Origin of the sequence: Streptomyces sp. NBC_00885 (assembly GCF_045207475.1) — a bacterium.
GTDB lineage: Bacteria > Actinomycetota > Actinomycetes > Streptomycetales > Streptomycetaceae > Streptomyces.
Genome location: NZ_CP108796.1, coordinates 7,554,080 through 7,571,316 on the forward strand (window position 1 = coordinate 7,554,080; position 17,237 = coordinate 7,571,316).

At 71.8% G+C, this 17,237-nt stretch carries 16 protein-coding genes; 7 read left to right on the forward strand and 9 right to left on the reverse strand.

Translation table 11 applies throughout. The annotated features are described in order from the left end of the window. Nucleotides 1–11 precede the first annotated feature (11 nt). Nucleotides 12–455 carry a MarR family transcriptional regulator gene (locus OHA61_RS34485; protein ID WP_324988737.1) on the reverse strand — a complete coding sequence of 148 codons (444 nt, stop codon included), beginning with the start codon at nucleotides 453–455 and terminating at the stop codon, nucleotides 12–14. 132 nt (nucleotides 456–587) lie between these two features. Between OHA61_RS34485 and OHA61_RS34490 the strand changes: the two genes are divergently transcribed. The 3 genes from OHA61_RS34490 (at nucleotide 588) to mltG (ending at nucleotide 3,974) form a co-directional block, all read left to right on the forward strand. Beyond that, entirely contained in the window at nucleotides 588–2,399 is a 1,812-nt protein-coding gene (locus OHA61_RS34490; RefSeq protein WP_406306312.1) for an ABC transporter ATP-binding protein, read from the forward strand. A 39-nt stretch (nucleotides 2,400–2,438) separates the two neighbouring features. Then, complete coding sequence (locus OHA61_RS34495; RefSeq protein WP_406306313.1) at nucleotides 2,439–3,032, forward strand: hypothetical protein; 594 nt, start codon at nucleotides 2,439–2,441, stop codon at nucleotides 3,030–3,032. A gap of 90 nt (nucleotides 3,033–3,122) precedes the next feature. After that, on the forward strand, nucleotides 3,123–3,974 hold the full coding sequence (mltG, locus tag OHA61_RS34500) for an endolytic transglycosylase MltG (RefSeq protein ID WP_406306314.1): 852 nt from the start codon (nucleotides 3,123–3,125) through the stop codon (nucleotides 3,972–3,974). A 6-nt stretch (nucleotides 3,975–3,980) separates the two neighbouring features. Here the strand turns inward: mltG and OHA61_RS34505 are convergent, their stop codons facing one another. The 4 genes from OHA61_RS34505 to OHA61_RS34520 form a co-directional block, all read right to left on the reverse strand. Then, nucleotides 3,981–5,063 (reverse strand): NAD(P)-binding domain-containing protein, encoded by a 1,083-nt coding sequence (locus OHA61_RS34505; RefSeq protein ID WP_406306315.1) that lies wholly within the window; start codon nucleotides 5,061–5,063, stop codon nucleotides 3,981–3,983. A 74-nt stretch (nucleotides 5,064–5,137) separates the two neighbouring features. After that, entirely contained in the window at nucleotides 5,138–6,676 is a 1,539-nt protein-coding gene (locus tag OHA61_RS34510; protein WP_406306316.1) for an aldehyde dehydrogenase family protein, read from the reverse strand. After that, nucleotides 6,673–8,013: a 2-oxoadipate dioxygenase/decarboxylase family protein gene (locus OHA61_RS34515; RefSeq protein ID WP_406306317.1), complete on the reverse strand. Its 1,341-nt coding sequence runs from the start codon at nucleotides 8,011–8,013 to the stop codon at nucleotides 6,673–6,675. The genes OHA61_RS34510 and OHA61_RS34515 overlap by 4 nt, the downstream gene beginning before the upstream one ends. Before the next feature lie 33 nt (nucleotides 8,014–8,046). Next, complete coding sequence (locus tag OHA61_RS34520; protein WP_406306318.1) at nucleotides 8,047–9,201, reverse strand: NAD(P)/FAD-dependent oxidoreductase; 1,155 nt, start codon at nucleotides 9,199–9,201, stop codon at nucleotides 8,047–8,049. A gap of 73 nt (nucleotides 9,202–9,274) precedes the next feature. Here OHA61_RS34520 and OHA61_RS34525 point away from each other — a divergent pair, with 73 nt between their 5' ends. Continuing rightward, nucleotides 9,275–10,180, forward strand: coding sequence for a LysR family transcriptional regulator (locus OHA61_RS34525; RefSeq protein WP_406306319.1), 906 nt, complete (start codon nucleotides 9,275–9,277; stop codon nucleotides 10,178–10,180). Nucleotides 10,181–10,241: 61 nt separating this feature from the next. Next, complete coding sequence (locus OHA61_RS34530) at nucleotides 10,242–10,664, forward strand: YjbQ family protein (RefSeq protein ID WP_406306320.1); 423 nt, start codon at nucleotides 10,242–10,244, stop codon at nucleotides 10,662–10,664. 90 nt (nucleotides 10,665–10,754) lie between these two features. On the opposite strand, the gene OHA61_RS34535 is transcribed toward OHA61_RS34530, so the two are convergent. Both OHA61_RS34535 and OHA61_RS34540 read right to left on the reverse strand, forming a co-directional pair. After that, nucleotides 10,755–12,317 carry a DUF4139 domain-containing protein gene (locus OHA61_RS34535; protein ID WP_406306321.1) on the reverse strand — a complete coding sequence of 521 codons (1,563 nt, stop codon included), beginning with the start codon at nucleotides 12,315–12,317 and terminating at the stop codon, nucleotides 10,755–10,757. 8 nt (nucleotides 12,318–12,325) lie between these two features. After that, nucleotides 12,326–14,410, reverse strand: coding sequence for a DUF4139 domain-containing protein (locus OHA61_RS34540; protein ID WP_406306322.1), 2,085 nt, complete (start codon nucleotides 14,408–14,410; stop codon nucleotides 12,326–12,328). A 110-nt stretch (nucleotides 14,411–14,520) separates the two neighbouring features. On the opposite strand from OHA61_RS34540, the gene OHA61_RS34545 reads away from it, so the two are divergent. Then, the gene (locus OHA61_RS34545; protein WP_406306323.1) at nucleotides 14,521–15,063 is read left to right on the forward strand and encodes an FABP family protein; all 543 of its coding nucleotides are present in this window, start codon (nucleotides 14,521–14,523) and stop codon (nucleotides 15,061–15,063) included. A 56-nt stretch (nucleotides 15,064–15,119) separates the two neighbouring features. On the opposite strand, the gene OHA61_RS34550 is transcribed toward OHA61_RS34545, so the two are convergent. Then, on the reverse strand, nucleotides 15,120–15,581 hold the full coding sequence (locus tag OHA61_RS34550) for a MarR family winged helix-turn-helix transcriptional regulator (RefSeq protein WP_406306324.1): 462 nt from the start codon (nucleotides 15,579–15,581) through the stop codon (nucleotides 15,120–15,122). Nucleotides 15,582–15,677: 96 nt separating this feature from the next. On the opposite strand from OHA61_RS34550, the gene OHA61_RS34555 reads away from it, so the two are divergent. Continuing rightward, complete coding sequence (locus tag OHA61_RS34555) at nucleotides 15,678–16,517, forward strand: SDR family oxidoreductase (protein WP_406306325.1); 840 nt, start codon at nucleotides 15,678–15,680, stop codon at nucleotides 16,515–16,517. Nucleotides 16,518–16,529: 12 nt separating this feature from the next. Here the strand turns inward: OHA61_RS34555 and OHA61_RS34560 are convergent, their stop codons facing one another. Then, the gene (locus OHA61_RS34560) at nucleotides 16,530–17,219 is read right to left on the reverse strand and encodes an HAD family hydrolase (protein ID WP_406306326.1); all 690 of its coding nucleotides are present in this window, start codon (nucleotides 17,217–17,219) and stop codon (nucleotides 16,530–16,532) included. Nucleotides 17,220–17,237 lie beyond the last annotated feature (18 nt).

Sequence of the window (17,237 nt, forward strand, 5' to 3'; positions counted from 1 at the left end):
GGTCGTCCGCGTCAGCAGCGTGGCCCCGGCCCGTCGACCAGGGTGGACAGCAGCCCGCCGAGCACCTCGCGCTGGTCGGCGGTCAAGGGAGCCAGGATGTCCTCCGCCGCCGCCCGGCGCGCGCTGCGCAGCGCTCTGAGCGCGGCGCGGCCGGTGTCGGTGAGCTCGATCCGGATCACCCGGCGATTGGTCGGGTCGGGCACGCGGCGGACGCAGCCGCTCGCCTCGAGGCCGTCGACCAGGCTGGTCACGGCGCGCGGGACCACCTCCAGACGGGCCGCGAGATCGGCCATGCGGGGCGGCTCGTCGTAATGCGCGAGGGTGCGAAGGAGGCGGGACTGGGCGGGCGTGATCGCGATGTCGGCCGACTCCAGCTGGCGCTTCTGGCTGCGGTGCAGCCGTCGGGTCAGCCGCAGGAGCTGCTCGGCCAGCAGGCCGTCGGGGTCGGTGCTCATGCCGGGAACAATATCAGGACCGGGCTCATTGTGAAGATAGGTAACAATGAGCTATGCTCTCAAAATCTTTGCCGCACCACCCTTCTTGTTGCTTCACCGTCCCTGCCGTCTCGCCCCTGGTCGAAGGAGCCCATGCGTATCGACGTCGAGTCCAACTGGACACCACCCACCCGTGATCCGGAGCAGCCGCCCGCCGAAGTGCGGCGTATTCTCCGGCTCTTCCGCCCCTACCGCGGCCGCCTCGCCGTCGTCGGCCTGCTCGTCGGTGCCGCGTCGCTCGTCTCGGTCGCCTCGCCGTTCCTGCTGCGCGAGATCCTCGACACCGCCATTCCGCAGGGCCGCACCGGGCTGCTCAGCCTGCTCGCCCTCGGCATGATCCTCACCGCGGTGATGACCAGCGTCTTCGGCGTGCTCCAGACGCTGATCTCCACCACCGTCGGACAGCGTGTCATGCACGATCTGCGTACCGGCGTCTACGCCCAGCTGCAGCGCATGCCGCTCGCGTTCTTCACCAGAACCCGCACCGGAGAGGTCCAGTCGCGCATCGCCAACGACATCGGCGGGATGCAGGCGACCGTGACCTCGACGGCGACCTCCCTGGTCTCCAACCTCACGGCCGTGGTCGCCACCGTCGTCGCGATGCTGGCGCTCGACTGGCGGCTCACCGCCGTCTCGCTGCTCCTGCTGCCGCTGTTCGTCTGGATCAGCCGCCGCGTCGGCCGCGAGCGCAAGAAGATCACCACGCAGCGCCAGAAGCAGATGGCCGCCATGGCCGCCACCGTCACCGAGTCGCTCTCCGTCAGCGGCATCCTGCTCGGCCGCACCATGGGCCGGGCCGACTCGCTCACCAGGTCCTTCGCCGAGGAGTCCGAGCGGCTCGTCGACCTCGAAGTCCGGTCCAGCATGGCCGGGCGGTGGCGGATGTCGACCATCGGCATCGTGATGGCCGCCATGCCCGCCCTCATCTACTGGGCCGCCGGACTCGCCCTCCAGTCGGGCGGAGCCGTGATATCGATCGGCACGCTCGTCGCCTTCGTCTCGCTCCAGCAGGGCCTGTTCCGCCCCGCCGTGAGCCTGCTCTCCACCGGCGTGCAGATGCAGACCTCGCTCGCCCTGTTCCAGCGGATCTTCGAGTATCTCGATCTGCCGGTGGACATCACCGAGCCCGAGAAGCCGGTCCGGCTGGAGAAGATCCGCGGCGAAGTCCGGTTCGAGGACGTCGACTTCGTGTACGACGACAAGCAGAAGCGGCCGACCCTCGACAGGATCGACGTGGCCGTCCCGGCCGGCGGCAGCCTCGCCGTCGTCGGCCCGACCGGCTCCGGCAAGTCCACGCTCAGCTATCTCGTCCCGCGGCTGTACGACGTCACCGGTGGCAGGGTCACCATCGACGGTGTCGATGTCCGGGAGCTCGACTTCGACAGCCTCGCCCGGGCCGTGGGAGTCGTCTCCCAGGAGACGTATCTCTTCCACGCCTCCGTCGCCGAGAACCTGCGCTTCGCCAAGCCGGACGCGACCCAGGCAGAGATAGAGGCGGCCGCTCGGGCGGCACAGATCCACGACCACATCGCAACGCTGCCCGACGGCTACGACACCATCGTCGGCGAGCGCGGATACCGCTTCTCCGGCGGCGAGAAGCAGCGCCTCGCCATCGCCAGGACGATTCTGCGCGACCCGCCGGTCCTCATCCTCGACGAGGCGACCAGCGCGCTCGACACCCGTACGGAGCAGGCCGTGCAGCAGGCGATCGACTCGCTCTCGGCGGGCCGGACCACCATCACCATCGCCCACCGGCTCTCCACGGTCAGGGGCGCCGACCAGATCGTGGTCCTCGACGCGGGGCGCATAGCCGAGCGCGGCAGCCATGAGGAGCTGCTCGACCGGGACGGCCGATATGCCGAACTGGTCCGCAGGGACGCCCGGTTGGCCCCGGTGGCACCCTGACGGACCCTCGCCCGTCCGGGTACGGCATGATCACCGGCCATGAGAGCTCTCCGCGGTGTGGAACTGCCCGGATACCGGCCCGTCGACCAGGACGTCTGGGCCAACGACGAAGGCGATGTGCTGTCGCTGCACTTCTTCGGGCTGCCGCCGGACCTGCCGGCCTCGCTCGACGACGGCCCCTCGCTGCGCGCCGCGCTCACCCGCCTGACCGCCCAGGCCGGTGGTGGCCTGATCGAGGCATCCGTGAAGTCGCTCGGCCCGCTGCCCGCGCTGAAGCAGATACTGAAGCTGCCGCTGCCGGGACAGCCCAGCGGCCAGGCATTCATCGGCAGCTTCACCGTGCCGCGCGCGACATGCAGCACCGTGGTGAAGATCCAGGCGCCAGAGCGGGGCATGACGGGCATGCGGGAGGCCATGGTGATGGCGCAGGTCGGCCACGACAAGTACTTCCGGCCGCACCCCTACGCGCCGGAGGTGGAGGGTGGTCTGCCCTTCCATGCCGCCGACCACGCCCAGTGGGACGCGCAGTTCCCCGACCATCCGCTGAGTCGCGTGCGACGCACACTCGACGCGCTCGCCGGGGCGGTCCAGGTGGTGCCCGAGTTCGCCGCACTGCCGCCTTTCGCTCCCTGAACCACCGGCCGGCCGTGGGCCGCGGCAGCGTTATGCGTCGCCCAGCACCGGGTGCCGGGATCGGGGCGAGCCCCGGGTTAGCGTGCCTGTATGAAGAATGAACCGTCGTCGGGGCCGCCCGGCCGCAGGTTCCCGCTGACCCGGCTGACACGGCGGGGCCGACTGGTGCTGACCGTGACCGCCCTTGTCGTCGCGGCCGTCGCGGTGCTGGTGCCTCTGCTGCTGAACGGGGGCCAGGAGGAGCAGAAGTCACTGCTGGTCCCCGAGGGCTGGCGCGCCACTCAGGTCTACGCGGCGATCGACAAAGCCCTGGACGAGCCGCCGGGCACCACTGCGAAGGCGGTCGGCGCGGCGCGGCTGAAGCTCCCGGCCGACGCCAGGGGCAATCCCGAGGGCTACCTCTTCCCGGCCACGTATCCCGTCGACTCCACGTCCACTCCCCAGAGTCTGCTCAGTTACATGGTCAACACGGCTCATCAGCGGTTCGGGGCCGATCGCATCAGCAGCGGCGCCCAGCGCAACGGGCTGACGGCCCATCAGACGGTGAGCATCGCCAGCATCGTTCAGGCCGAGGCAGACACGCCGCAGGACATGGGGAAGGTCGCCCGCGTCATCTACAACCGGCTCGCGCAGGGGATGCCGCTGCAGATGGACTCGACCCTGAACTACGCGCTGAACCGCAGCACGCTGGACACCACGGCCGCCGACACCCGCATCGACAGCCCGTACAACAGCTATCAGCGCCGCGGGCTGCCGCCGACCCCCATCGACAACCCGGGGGAGCAGGCCATGCGCGCGGCGATCAGTCCGACGCCCGGCAACTGGCTCTACTTCGTCACCGTGGCGCCGGGGGACACGCGCTTCACGGCCGGTTACGAAGAGCATCGGCGCAATGTCGCCGAGTTCAACGCCAGGCGCAAGAGCGCGCGCAGCGGCGGCTGACGGGCATCAGGCCAGGGCCGGTTCGCGCTCCAGCAGTTGTTTGACATCGCGGACGGCTGCCCGGCCCGCCCGGTTGGCGCCGATCGTCGAGGCCGAAGGCCCGTATCCGACGAGATGGACGCGGGCGTCCCGGACCGCGCGGGTGCCGACCACCTGGATGCCGCCACCGGGCTCGCGCAGTTTCAGCGGCGCGAGATGGTCGAGCGCCGCACGGAATCCGGTCGCCCAGAGGATGACATCTGCCTCCACCGTCCGCCCGTCGTCCCAGGCCACGCCCGTCGGCGTGATCCGGTCGAACATCGGCAGCCGGTCCAGAACGCCCGACTCTCGGGCCCTGCGTACGGCGTCGGTGAGCGGCAGCCCGGTCACCGAGACCACGCTCTGCGGTGGCAGCCCGCGGCGTACGCGCTCCTCGACCATGGCGACGGCCGCCCGTCCGGCGTCCTCGTCGAAGGGGCCCTCGCGGAAGACGGGCGGCCGCCGCGTCACCCAGGTGGTGTCCGCCGCGTAGTCCGCGATCTCCATCAGATGCTGGGTGCCCGAAGCCCCGCCTCCCACCACGATCACGCGCTGTCCGGCGAACTCCTCGGGTCCCGGATAGTTCACCGTGTGCAACTGCCGCCCCCGGAAGGTCTCCTGACCCGGGTAGCGCGGCCAGAAGGGACGGTCCCAGGTGCCCGTCGCGTTGATCAGCGCCCGCGCCGCCGAGGTCCCCTGCGAGGTCTCGACGAGCAGCCGCCCGCCCTCGCCGTCGCGCACGGCCGTGACATCGACGGGCCGGTGTACGTGCAGATCGAAGCGCTCTTCGTACGCGGTGAAGTAGGCGCCGATCACCTCGGAGGAGGGGCGCCCGTCATCCGCACCCGTCAGTTCCATGCCCGGCAGCGCGTGCATGCCGTGCACCTTGCCGTAGGTGAGGGACGGCCAGCGGAACTGCCAGGCACCCCCGGCTCGCGGGGCATGGTCGAGCACCACGAAATCGCGGTCCGGCACCAGTCCGGCGCGCCGCAGATGGTAGGCGCCGGACAGTCCCGCCTGTCCGGCGCCTATGACGACCACGTCCACGTCATGTACCCCGAAGTTGTTCACGCTTCTACCAACCGTGCGGGGTGCGTGGATCTTCCCGACCCTTTCCCGATCGTCTTCCCGATCCAGTACAGGGCCTACAGGAAGTTGACTCCCTGGGCGAGCGGCAGGCTGTCGGAGTAGTTCACCGTGTTCGTCGCCCGCCTCATGTACGCCCGCCAGGCGTCCGAACCCGACTCGCGCCCGCCGCCGGTCTCCTTCTCGCCGCCGAACGCCCCGCCGATCTCGGCGCCCGAGGTACCGATGTTGACGTTGGCGATACCGCAGTCGGAGCCGTCCGCAGCGAGGAAGCGCTCCGCCTCCCGCTGGTCCTGCGTGAAGATGCTGGAGGACAGGCCCTGCGGTACGCCGTTCTGCAGGGCTACGGCCTCCTCAAGGGTCCGGTAGGTGAGCACATAGAGAATCGGCGCGAAGGTCTCCCGGCTTACGACGTCCGTCTGTGCGGGCATCCGCACGACCGCGGGCCTCACGTATGCCGCATCCGGCGCCTGCTCGCCCAGCTGCCGGTCGCCGCCGGTCAGGATTTTCCCGCCGTCGGCCTCGGCCGCCGCCAGCGCCTCGGTCATCGCCCGGTGAGCCGTGGCGGAGATCAGCGGGCCCACCAGGGTGGTCTCCTGGAACGGGTCGCCCACCGGCAGCTGGCCGTACGCGTGGACGATCTTCTCCACCAGCCGGTCCGCGATGTCCTCGTGGACGATCAGCCGGCGCAGGGTGGTGCAGCGCTGGCCCGCCGTGCCCGCCGCGGAGAACACGATCCCGCGCACCGTGAGGTCGAGATCGGCGGAGGGCGTGACGATCGCCGCGTTGTTGCCGCCCAGTTCGAGCAGACAGCGGCCGAAGCGCGCGGCCACCCGCGGGCCGACCTCCCGCCCCATCCGGACCGATCCCGTCGCGCTCACCAGGGCCACCCGCTCGTCGTCGACCAGCCGCTCGCCCGTCTCGCGGCCGCCCAGTACAAGCTTGTGCACACCGTCCGGCGCACCGGTGTCGGCGGCCGCGCGCGCGAGCAGGGCGTCGCAGGCCACGGCCGTCAGGGGGGTGAGCTCCGAGGGCTTCCAGACGACCGTGTCACCGCAGACCAGAGCGATCGCGGTGTTCCACGCCCAGACCGCCACCGGGAAGTTGAACGCCGAGATCACACCCACCACGCCGAGCGGGTGCCAGCTCTCCGAGAGGCGGTGGCCGGGACGCTCGGAGGCCATGGTCCGCCCGTACAGCTGCCGGGAGAGCCCGACCGCGAACTCACAGATGTCGATCATTTCCTGCACTTCGCCGAGCGCCTCGGAGCGGATCTTGCCCGCCTCGATGGTGACGAGGTCGGCCAGCTGCTCCTTGTGCTCGCTCAGCAGCTCGCCCAGCCGCTTGACCAGCGCCCCGCGCTGCGGCGCCGGGACCGTGCGCCACTTGCGAAACGCCGCGTCGGCAGCGCCGATCGCCGCGTCGGCCTGCTCGGGTGTCGTCGCGGGCAGGGTGAACAATGTGGTGCCCGTAAGAGGCGTACGGGCGATGACGTCGCCGCCGTCCACGGGCAGTCGGGCGCCGCAGCCGAGCAGGCTCTCGCGGGCCCGGGCGCGCAGCGAGTCGTTGTCGGGAAGCGTGGTGCCGGTGCTGGTCACGGTGTGTCCTTGGGGAGTCCGAGGGCTTGTCGGGCCTGGCGAAGTGAGCTGCTCTGCTGAGCGGCGTAGAGGTCGAAGGGGTCGTGGACGGGGCGCTCCAGTACGCCGGAGAGCCACTGCTGGTCGTAATGGGAGCCCTGGGCGGCGGAGTCCCTGGCGCCCTCCTCGGAGAGGTTCGACTGGAAGATCCCGGCCGCCGACCGGGGGAGGAAGTCCTCGTAGACGATGGGGCGGGCGCTGACCCAGCGTCCGTCGAGGAGGCCCGCGAGATCGTCCGGCGGGGTGCGGTCGGCGCGTGGCCGGTCACCGCCCGGTTCGTAGCGGAAGAACGCTTGCTCCTGGACGGCCAGTTGACGTTCCGTACGCGGGAACCGCTGCTCCCAGACCTCGGCCGGCTCACCGGCCAGCTCGTCGTAGAGCGCACGGCCCGCCCGGGTCAGCGCGATTCCGCGCGCCTCCACCTCGCCGAAGCGCACCCGCAGCGACCCCTCTGCGACGCTGCCGTCCGGCTCGCGGAAACGGCGCGGTTCGGCCAGCGCGCGGAACGACGTCTGCCGCAGCAGCACATCCGGCCCCTCCCAGCGCGGCGGACCCTGGATCCGGTCGATCATCGTGATGCCGCGCTCGCCCATACGCCGGTAGAGCTCGTCGATGTCGAGAACTCGCGGCGTGAGGTGATTGATGTGGGTGCCGGCCACGCCGCCGATATCGGCGGCGACGGCGGAGATCCGCTCCAGTTCGGCGTACCAGGCGCGGTCCACCGGCTCCCGGGACAGCTCGAAGGCGGCCACCGCCAGTGTGAGGAGGCGCTCGGCGGACGATTCGTCGAGTCCCTGCTCCCGCTCGGCGCGCGCCGCGAGGTCCAGGAGCTCGGGCGGGAAGAGCTCACGCCGGGCCAGGAACGATTCGAGGCGGGCTTGAAGATCCGCGTCGAAGAATCGCCGGTCGGCGGTGGTGAGCATCGAGGTGAAGACGCGGAAGGGATTGCGCTCCAGTTCCTCGGCGTCGATGGGCCTGAACGCGGTCGAGACGACCGGTACGGAGCTGGCCGCCGCCTCCCGCAGATCGTAGAAGCCCACCGGGTGCATCCCGAACGCGGCGAAGATCTGGGCCACCTGGCGCATCTCGCGCGGCGTGCCCACACGGATGGCGCCGTGCCGCTCGGCCGTGACCCGCTCGATACCGCCGAACCGTCCGGCGTCACCGCCCTTGCCGATCACCTCGTCGTTGACCTGCGCCGACACCTCCAAGAGCGTGGTGTACGCGGGGACTTCAGCCCCGTACATGTCGGAGAGCCGACGGGCGAACGCGGCCCGCAGGCGCCAGGTGGGGAGCATGGCGTTCTCCTTCCCGTACCGGTTGTGCCGGAGTCAGATGATGTGGGCCTCGGGGCGGACGGCGGCGGCCCGCCCCTCGAAGCGGGCCGCGGACAGCGGGCCCACATCGATGAACGGGGTCCGTTCCAGATACAGATCACGGACGATCTCGCCGACCGCGGGCGCCTGCAGAAACCCGTGCCCGGAGAAACCGGTGGCGTAGAGGAAGCCGTCCACGTCGCCCGACCGGCCGATCAGGGCATTGCGGTCGGGCGTCATCTCGTAAAGGCCCGCCCAGCCGCCAAGGGCCGTAACACCGGCGAGCGCCGGAGCCCGCCGCCCGGCCGCCTCACGGAACGGATCCAGCCACTCCTGGCTGAACTCCCGTCCGAATCCCGGCTTCTGGCGCTGGTCGGACAGGCCGAGGACCAGCCCGTCCGCGCGGTCGTTGTGGAAGTAGAGCGTCGAAGCGAAGTCGAGGGTGAAGGGGATCCGCGGGGGCGCGGGGGACAGCCGCCCAGTCAGCGCGATCTGCCGGCGCAGCGGGGTGACGGGCAGCTTCACCCCGGCCATCGCGCCGACGGCGGCGGACCAGGGGCCCGCAGCGCAGACCACGGCCGACGTAAGGATCGTGCCCGCCGTCGTGCGTACTGCCCGCACCCGGCCGCCTTCGGTGTCGATGCCGGTGACGGCGCAGTGCGTACGGAGTCTCGCGCCGAGGCGCTGGGCCGCCCGCAGATACCCGTCGACCGCCGCTCTCGGAAGCGCGAAGCCGTCGTCGGGGGAGTACGCGGCGGCGAGGAAGGAGCCCGGATCCACATAGGGGCACAGTTCGTGCGCCTCCCGCGGCGTGATGATCCGGCTGCGAACCCCGAGCTCGTTCTGTACGTCCACGGCCTGCTGGAAGGCCGTCACCTCGGCCTCGTCGCCGAGCAGGAAGAGATAGCCGACGCTCTCGACCCCGACATCCGCCCCCGGGCGGGAGGTGAACGCCCGCCACGCCTCCAGGCTGCGCTGCCCCAGCCTGATGTTGAGCGGATCGGAGAACTGGGCGCGAATCCCGCCGATCGGCTTGCCCGACGAGCCCGACGCCGGTTCGTCCCGCTCCAGGACCAGGACGTCCCGGACCCCGGCCTCGGCCAGATGGAAGGCGATGCTCGCCCCGACGACACCACCGCCGACGATGACGACCTGAGCGCTGTGACCCATGAAAGCCATGGTGGAGCGGCCGACTCTTCGCGTCCATTGACAGTTCCAGCAGTCGATCTTTTAGATCCCCTGTATGGAACTGGGTGGAGCACATTTGCGCGCGCTGGTCGAACTCGAGCGGTGCGGCACCATGACGGCGGCCGCCGCAGCCCTCGGCTACACCCCCGGCGCGATCTCCCAGCAGATCGCCCGGCTGGAGCGGACCGCGGGCGCGCAGCTGATCAGGCGGGCGGGACGACGGGTCGAACTCACCGACGCCGGGCACACGCTGGTCGTCCACGCCGGGCACATCCTGCGGGCGCAGGCCGAGGCGGCGGCCGCCATCGAGCGCACCCGTACGGAGATCGGGGCGAGGCTTCGGCTCGGGGTGTTCGGTACGGCCGCCGCGGCGTTTCTGCCGCCCGCGCTGCGCTGGCTGGCCGAGCACCACCCCGGCGTGCGGGTGGTCAGCCAGGAGGTGGATGTCGACCAGGCCCACGCGGAGGTCTCCGCGGGCCGGGTCGACCTGGCGCTCGGCCTGGACTATCCGGATGCCCCGCTGGCCCGGGACGAGGGCTCCGAGCTGGTACGGCTCCACTCCGAACGCTTCTCGCTGGCGCTGCCGGCAGCCGGGGCGCCGCCCGTGGGGACGTCGTGGCGGCTGACCGAGCTGGCCGACCGGGACTGGATTCTGCCCGCGGCCCGTACGCACTACGGCAGGGCCATCCGTACGGCCTGCCGCCGGGCGGGATTCGAACCGCGCGTCGTCCACGAGGTCACCGACACCGCCACCTCGCTGGCCATGGTCGGGGCGGGGCTGGGCGTGGCGCCGCTGACCGGCCTGATGCTGCGGCTGCGCTCCGAGGGGATCGTGCCGGTGCCGCTGGACGATCCGGTGGAACGCCATGTCGTGGTGGCGGTGCGGGCTGCCGCGCGGGGGCGGCCGTCGGTGGAGATGCTCATCGAGGCGCTGCGGCAGGGGGCGACGGCCGGCGCCTGAGAGACTCGGTGCGGCGCGGCGTGCGCGCGCGATCGTGCGGTGCGAACGGGAAGATGGACTCATGCCCGGACCCTTCACCACCAGGACCCTGACCATCTCCAGCGGCTCGACCGAGACGGTGACCGACCTGACCCGCGCCTGCAAGGAGTTCCTCACGGAGGTGGCGGGCGGCAGGGACGGCCTGCTCAATGTCTTCGTTCCGCATGCGACGGCCGGTATCGCCCTCATCGAGACGGGCGCGGGCAGCGACGCCGATCTGCTCGCCGCGCTGCACACCATGCTGCCCGCCGACGACCGCTGGCAGCACCGCCACGGCAGCCCGGGCCACGGCAGGGACCACGTCGTGCCCGCCTTCGTCCCGCCGCACGCCACCCTGCCCGTCATCGGCGGCCGTCTGGAGCTCGGCACGTGGCAGTCCGTGTGCCTGGTCGACACCAACAAAGACAATGCCAACCGTCAGGTTCGGTTGAGCTTCCTCGGGTAGCGGTCGCGAGCGCGACCCCACCCGGCCCCCGGCTGGGGGCGTGAGCCCGGATCAGGCCTGCACCAGGAGGCGTTCAGCGGCCCGCCGAGCTCAGAGCCCGGTGACTTTGGCGCTCGCCGACAGCTCGTAGACCAGGGTGACCGTGCGGCGGCCGCCGGGTGGGAGGGTGACGTCCCAGCGGGCGATGCCCTCGGCGTCGACCACGTCGGGCGCAGGGGAGCATGAATCCTTGTGCAGGCGTATCTCCACCGCCGAAACCTCGGAGACCGGGATCCGCTCCCGAAGGACGACCACCCGCTCGCCGTGTTCCCCGGGGGCGGAGAACCGGGACAGGTGCAGCCGGACCGTGCGGGTGACCACGGTCCGCTGGGTGATACCGGCGGAGTCGCGGGACTCCTCGGCATCCCGGACCACCCTGTAGTCGTCGCAGCTGCCGAAGGCCAGCTCAACGGGGGCGCCGAGGGCGGTGAAGTCCAGCGTGCCGCGGCCGCTGAATCCGCTGCCGCGAACCAGGTCCACGGGCCCGGCGAGCAGCGCGTGGCCGGACAGGTTGTCGAACCGCACCACCCGGGTGACCAGGGGAGACAACTCCGCTGAGCAGGCGTACTCACTGCGCGCGGCCGTGGTGAATGCTGAGAGCGGCACTCGGTGGGCGCGGCCGTCACCGGGCACCGAGACCGGAGCGGGGGATCTCCACACCCGCGCTTCGCCGCCGTCGTCCACCCCCGGCAGGCCGAGCACCGGGGCCGGGCCGAGGGTCCCGATCTCCTCCTCGCGCAGTTCGACATCGACCACGCGGCGCTCCGCTGCGGAGCGGTCCTTGAGCGTCAGCCGGTCCTCGCCCAGCCGTGGCGGATCGGTGGCCAGTGCCGAGCGGGCCGTCGACAATGTCAGCCGTACGTCCGACCAGTCCTCACCCGTGCGCTGCCAGACCATCGCGTCGGTCTCCAGCGTGAGGGAGTCCCCGTCGAGCACGGCCCGGTAGGCGGGCCGCCACAGTGCACACGGGGTGAGGTGGCTCAGGCGCAGCCCGACCGGCCCGGCGACCGCGGATTCCACGCTCAACTCGATATGGCCGACCAGCTCGGCGGGCTCCTCCTCGGAGAGATGCATGGCTCGTTGGGCCTCCCCGAGTTCGGCAGTGCCGGCGGCCAGCCGGGCCTCCACGGTGCGCAGTTGCTCGCCGTACGCGTCGCGCTCGGCGTCCACGCGGTCCAGTTCGAGGGCCCAGCGGGGCCGTTCGGTCTTCCCGGAGCCGGCGCCTTCGCCGATCTCCCGCAGCAGATCGGCGGCGAGGCGGCCGAGCAGGTCAATGCGGGAATGCAGCCGGTCGCGTCGCTGCCCCAGGGCCAGCCGCTCCTCTTCGAGGGCGTGTACGCGGTGGCGCAGGGCGGAGTCGTCGTCGGTGGACGGCAGCGGCCCGCGCGGCGTCCAGCTGCGGACGATCCGCACGTCAAGCACGGTCGCGGGGTGATCGGCGGTCAGCTCGGCATGGAGGGTCCGGTCGACGGCCAGTGCACTGACCGGCCCGAGACGCAGCCGCTGGACCCCGGCCTCCAGGTCGAGCACGACGGCGCGCTCGATGTGGGCGCGATCCTCGAGGCAGGTGACGGCGGTGACGGGGAGGGCGATCGGCTTCGGGGCCGTGGGCATGGCGTGTGTCAGCTCCTGCGGTTGCCGCCGACCAGGGCCTTGCCGGTCGGGATGCGGATCTCGTAGCCGCCGTCGAGAGCGGCAGTGGCGCCTGCGTGCAGGTCCAGCCGCCAGACGCGGGTGCCCGGCGCATGGCGATCGGGCCCCGTGCCTTCGTCGGGTGCCGTCCAGTCGGCCCGTTCCTCGATCCGGACCTCCGGTTCGGAGGTGACCGGCACCCGCTCGCGGACTTCGACGGTGACGGGTCTCGCGAGCCGGTTGGCCAGCTCCACGTGGACACGGTGGTCGAGCACGGTGGTGTTGTTGCGCAGGCCCGAGGTCGACTCGTGCAGGTTCGTACGGCGGGTGACGCGGATGCCCTCGGCCGGCCCGAGCCCCACCCGGCGGACACCGCCGGGGGCGAGCGTGGGCAGTGCGGCGGTCAGCAGGAAGTCGTCGTCGACGGTGACCTCCACCGGGCCGGCCAGCAGTGCCTGGTCGGTGGCGTTGGAGAGCACCAACGTCGCGTACACGGTCTGCTCGACGGACGGCACGCAGAGGTACTCGGTACGCAGGCCGACCGGGATCTCGCCGACGGTGACGGTGTGCCAGGTGCCGTCCGACGGAATGTCGGCGCGTGCGGTGGCGTCGAAGCGGTGGTCGAAGGAACCCGCCGACTCGCGGGGCCGCACGGCCTGTCCGGGCAGCGGCAGCGCGGCTACCGCTTCGGCGCGGCGGCGGTACTCGGCCGCCACCGGGTCGAAGGGAGAGTCGGGGAACAGCCGGCCTCTGCGACCCCCCTGCTCGTCGGGCCCGCACAGGACAAGGGCGGCATAGTCGAGCTCGGCGCCGCTCGGCTGCGGCGGAGCGGCTACCGGTGCCGGAGGGGGTGGCGGCGGCGCGGCCGCGCCGGGAGCCACGGGTGCCGTGGGAGCGGGGGCTCCGGCGAAGGTTCCGCCGCCGGCACTCTGCCTGCCGGCCCCTCGCGACCGGGCCGGCTGCGCAAGGTCGGGCATGCCGCCGCCGAAGGCCTCCGGGGGAGCGCCGTACGCGCCGCCGGGCACCGGGAGCGCCGAGGGCGGCCCGCCGTAACTTTGCGGTGCCGGCGGGGGAGGGGGCGGTGGCGGTACGGGACCGGGCGCGGAGCCGGCCCCGACGGCCACGGGTCCGGACCCGGCGATCGGGGCGGGGCGAGGGCCTGCCGCGTCGTAGCCGGCGAACAGGTCGGCCAGACCCGCCGGGGGCTCGCGCCAGCCGGACGACGCGGGGGCGGGCTGACGGCGTCCGATGCGGACCGAGCGGAGCCTGGGCAGGTCGGTGCGGCGCCGAAGATCGGCGGTGGCCAGGGCGATGCGTACGCCGGCCCAGTCCTCGCCGGTCCGCTGGGCGACCGAGGCGCGCAGCACCAGACGGCCGCTGCCGTCGCCCTGACGGTGAGCGAGACGGTATGTCGGCACCCAGACGGCGCCGGGAACCCCGTACTCCAGCTCCAGTTCTACCTCCGCGTCAGCGGTGCCGTCGAGGGTCAGGACCGCGCAGACAGCGGTCTCCACGTGCGCCGGCGGTGCGTCGGTGGAGGCGCGGTCAAGCCTGTCGGCGGCGAGGTCGAGCTCGTGCTCGACCTCGCGCAGCGCCTCCTCCAGCTCGACGAGGCGGGTGTGCAGCCCCGTCAGCCGTTCGTCGACGAAGTCGGCGAGCCCCAGCCACGCGTCGACCGGGGTGCGGCGGTGCGGGTCCTCACGCTTGCGGGCAGGCGGAACCGGGTGGAGAGCCCTGACCTCCTCGATCAGACTCAGCTGCCGATCCCGGCGTCCCTCGGCCGCCGCGTACTCGTCACGCAGCCGCTCGACCTCGCGTCGCAAAGCGTCGGGCGTCCCCGCTGCGAGCGGCTCGGCCTCGACTTCCACCCGAGCCTCGGTGACGCGCACCCCGGGGGCGCCCACGGCACGGGCCCGCAGCGAACCCGGGTCCAGCGAGCGGGGCAGTCCCGTCACCCGCACCCGGCCGTCGGGCGGCACGCTGCCCCGGGCCAGACGGCGACAGACGGCACCCTGCGCGTACACCACGACCGAATCGAGGGTCGACCCCCACCTGTGTGCCGGCTCAGCCGTCATGTACTCCGCCCCCCGCGCCGCGTTCATGCTGAGCGAAGCCTACGCTCGGCCGGTTGGCGCGTCCGCCTAAGCTGCCATCCGGCACCGGCCGCGACCCAGGAGCGCACATCATGTCCGACCCCGCCCAGAAGCCCCCGTATCCCGACGCCCTGCGCCTGGATGACGCGCCCGCACCGCACGCACTGCTCGCGCCGGTGATCGGGCTGCTGGGTACCTGGGCCGGCCGGGGCCGGGGCGGATATCCGACGCTCGACGAGGAGTTCACTTACGCGCAGGAGGTCACCTTCAGCCACGACGGGCGGCCGTTCCTCCACTACGAGGCGCGCGCCTGGCTGCTCGACGCGGACGGTACCCCGCTGCGGCCGTCGGCACGGGAGGCCGGCTGGTGGCGGCTCCAACCCGACGGACGGGTCGAGGCGTTGATCACCCAGCCCACCGGCATCGCGGAGATCCTGGTCGGCAGTGCCGTCGCCGACACGGTCGACCTCAGCACCCACGAGGTGGCTCTCACGCCCACGGCCAAGGAGGTGAACGCGACCCGCCGCCGGTACACCGTGATTGAAGAGGACACGCTCGACTTCGTCCACGACCTCGCGGCGGTGGGTCAGCCCCTGCAGCACCACCTGTCCGCACGGCTTCGACGGAAGCCCTGACCAGGCGTCAGGCGCGCGGTGTCGGCTGATCGGCCGAGCCGGTCCGGCCGACTTGCTCAGGCGTCCTTGCTGGCCTTGAGCTTCTGCCACACCGTGCTGAGCGCTTCGAGATCCTCCGCGTCGAGAAGGTCGGTGAAGACCGGGGCAAGGCAGGCGCGTCGCGTCGCGTCGGCCTCCTCGAAGAGCCGCCTGCCCTCCGGCGTGAGCGCCACCTCGACGGAGCGCGCATCCCGCGGGGACGGGGTGCGGGTGACCAGACCGCGGCTCTGCAGGGCGTCGACCACGCGGGAGACCTGGCTGCGGCTGAGCATGGTGCTGTTGCCCAGCACGGAGGCCGGAACCGGATCCGGGCTGGAGGCGAGCCAGAGCATGACCTCGAACCAGGAGACGGGCAGATCGTGGGCCTTGGTCAGGGCGCGGTCCACACGTTCGGTGAGGACGGTTCCGGCCCAGACGAGGCCATAGAAGGCGTGGTCGGCGACCGGCATCTCCGTCTGGGTGAGCTTCCTTTGTGCCATGAGTCGGATCCTACCTATTGCGTGTGCACACACGGAATGATTATAGTGTGTGTACACGCACTGAAAATTTCGGCGCTACCGAAGAAAGGGCGCACCATGTCTTCCAAGGTTGTTCTGATCACCGGCACCTCCTCCGGCATCGGCCTGGCCACCGCCGTCGCCACGGCGAAGGCCGGCTGGCGGACCGTGGCGACCCTGCGCGACACGAGCCGCGCCGACGCGCTGCGCAAGGCGGCCGCGGACGCGGGGGTCGAGCTCGACATCCGGCAGCTGGACGTCACCGACGAGGCTTCGGTCGCCGCCGCGATCGACAGCGTGATCGCCGACCACGGCCGCCTCGACGCCGTGATCAACAACGCGGGCGCCGGACACCTCGGCACGCTCGAGAACGAGACCGTGGCCGACGTGCGCCGAGTCATGGAGGTCAACTTCTTCGGAGTGCTTCACGTCTCCAAGGCCGCCCTGCCCCACCTTCGCGCGTCCGGCGGCCGGCTGATCACCGTCACTAGTGTGGGCGGGGTCATCGGGCAGCCGTTCAACGAGGCTTACTGCGCTGCGAAGTTCGCCGTCGAGGGCTACATGGAGAGCCTCGCGCCGGTGGCGGCCAAGCTGGGCGTGAGCGTCTCCGTCGTCGAGCCGGGAGCCGTGGCCACCGAGTTCGTCAACAACCTCGGTGTCGACCCGGAGGCCGCCGTCGCCGCCGCGGGTCCGTACACCGACGCGCTGCGGGCTTACGTGGACCGCACCGTCTCGCAGTTCCTCAGCGGCGCGCAGACCCCGGCCGAGGTCGCGGACAACGTCATGGAGACGCTCGAGGCGGACCGGCCCGCGTTCCGTGTCCAGACGTCCGACTGGGCTCGCGCCTTCACCGGCACGAAGCTCGCCGACCTGGACGGCTCGGCCGTGCAGGGCCTCACCGGCGGCTGGGTGGGCTGACTCCGCGCGGCGTCAGGCCTGCGCCGACCGCAGCCAGTCGTACGCCGCCCGCGCCGTGAACTCGCCCTGCCCGCCGGCGAAAAGCAGCCCCGCCGCCCCGAAGGCCGGGTCGCCGGCCGTCTCGGGGACGTAGGGCACGGCGATGCAGCGCATGCCCGCCGCATGCGCGGCCGCCGCGCCCGGAGCCGCGTCCTCCAGGACTACGCACTCGGCGGGAGGGGCACCCAGGCGGCGCGCGGCCTCCACGAACACGTCGGGCTCCGGCTTGCCCCGCGCGACCTCCTCGGCGGAGACGGCCGTGGTGATGAGCGCGTCAAGACCGGTGCCCGCCAGGACCGCCTCGATGGCAGCGCGTGAGGAGCCCGAGGCCACCGCCATCGGCACTTCCTCCGCGTGCAGCAGCTCCACGAACTTCCGCATCTCGGGGAACACCTCCGTCGAGGCCCGGGCCAGCTCCAGATAGTTCCGGTTCTTCCCGGCGAGCAGCTCGTCGACCGGAGCCTCGATCCCGTACTCCCCGCGCAGGATCTCCAGGGTCTCCCGCGTCCCGATGCCGATGAACCGCGTGTGGTGCTCCCAGCTGAAGTCCCTCACGCCGTACTGGGCCAGGAGTCGGCGCCCCGCCTCGTAGTAGTTCGGCTCGCTGTCCACCAGTGTTCCGTCGAGATCGAAGATGACCGAAGCGGCGCGCACGATGCCCATGCGCTCCAGGATGCCAAG

What these genes read in the sequence shown, in the direction of transcription:
- OHA61_RS34525 (WP_406306319.1), top strand. Translation starts at nt 9,275, where the DNA reads ATGGAACTGGGTGGAGCACATTTGCGCGCGCTGGTCGAACTCGAGCGG.
- OHA61_RS34485 (WP_324988737.1), bottom strand. Translation starts at nt 455, where the DNA reads ATGAGCACCGACCCCGACGGCCTGCTGGCCGAGCAGCTCCTGCGGCTG.
- OHA61_RS34560 (WP_406306326.1), bottom strand. Translation starts at nt 17,219, where the DNA reads ATGGGCATCGTGCGCGCCGCTTCGGTCATCTTCGATCTCGACGGAACA.
- mltG (WP_406306314.1), top strand. Translation starts at nt 3,123, where the DNA reads ATGAAGAATGAACCGTCGTCGGGGCCGCCCGGCCGCAGGTTCCCGCTG.
- OHA61_RS34550 (WP_406306324.1), bottom strand. Translation starts at nt 15,581, where the DNA reads ATGGCACAAAGGAAGCTCACCCAGACGGAGATGCCGGTCGCCGACCAC.
- OHA61_RS34540 (WP_406306322.1), bottom strand. Translation starts at nt 14,410, where the DNA reads ATGACGGCTGAGCCGGCACACAGGTGGGGGTCGACCCTCGATTCGGTC.
- OHA61_RS34515 (WP_406306317.1), bottom strand. Translation starts at nt 8,013, where the DNA reads ATGCTCCCCACCTGGCGCCTGCGGGCCGCGTTCGCCCGTCGGCTCTCC.
- OHA61_RS34490 (WP_406306312.1), top strand. Translation starts at nt 588, where the DNA reads ATGCGTATCGACGTCGAGTCCAACTGGACACCACCCACCCGTGATCCG.
- OHA61_RS34535 (WP_406306321.1), bottom strand. Translation starts at nt 12,317, where the DNA reads ATGCCCACGGCCCCGAAGCCGATCGCCCTCCCCGTCACCGCCGTCACC.
- OHA61_RS34555 (WP_406306325.1), top strand. Translation starts at nt 15,678, where the DNA reads ATGTCTTCCAAGGTTGTTCTGATCACCGGCACCTCCTCCGGCATCGGC.
- OHA61_RS34495 (WP_406306313.1), top strand. Translation starts at nt 2,439, where the DNA reads ATGAGAGCTCTCCGCGGTGTGGAACTGCCCGGATACCGGCCCGTCGAC.
- OHA61_RS34520 (WP_406306318.1), bottom strand. Translation starts at nt 9,201, where the DNA reads ATGGGTCACAGCGCTCAGGTCGTCATCGTCGGCGGTGGTGTCGTCGGG.
- OHA61_RS34530 (WP_406306320.1), top strand. Translation starts at nt 10,242, where the DNA reads ATGCCCGGACCCTTCACCACCAGGACCCTGACCATCTCCAGCGGCTCG.
- OHA61_RS34545 (WP_406306323.1), top strand. Translation starts at nt 14,521, where the DNA reads ATGTCCGACCCCGCCCAGAAGCCCCCGTATCCCGACGCCCTGCGCCTG.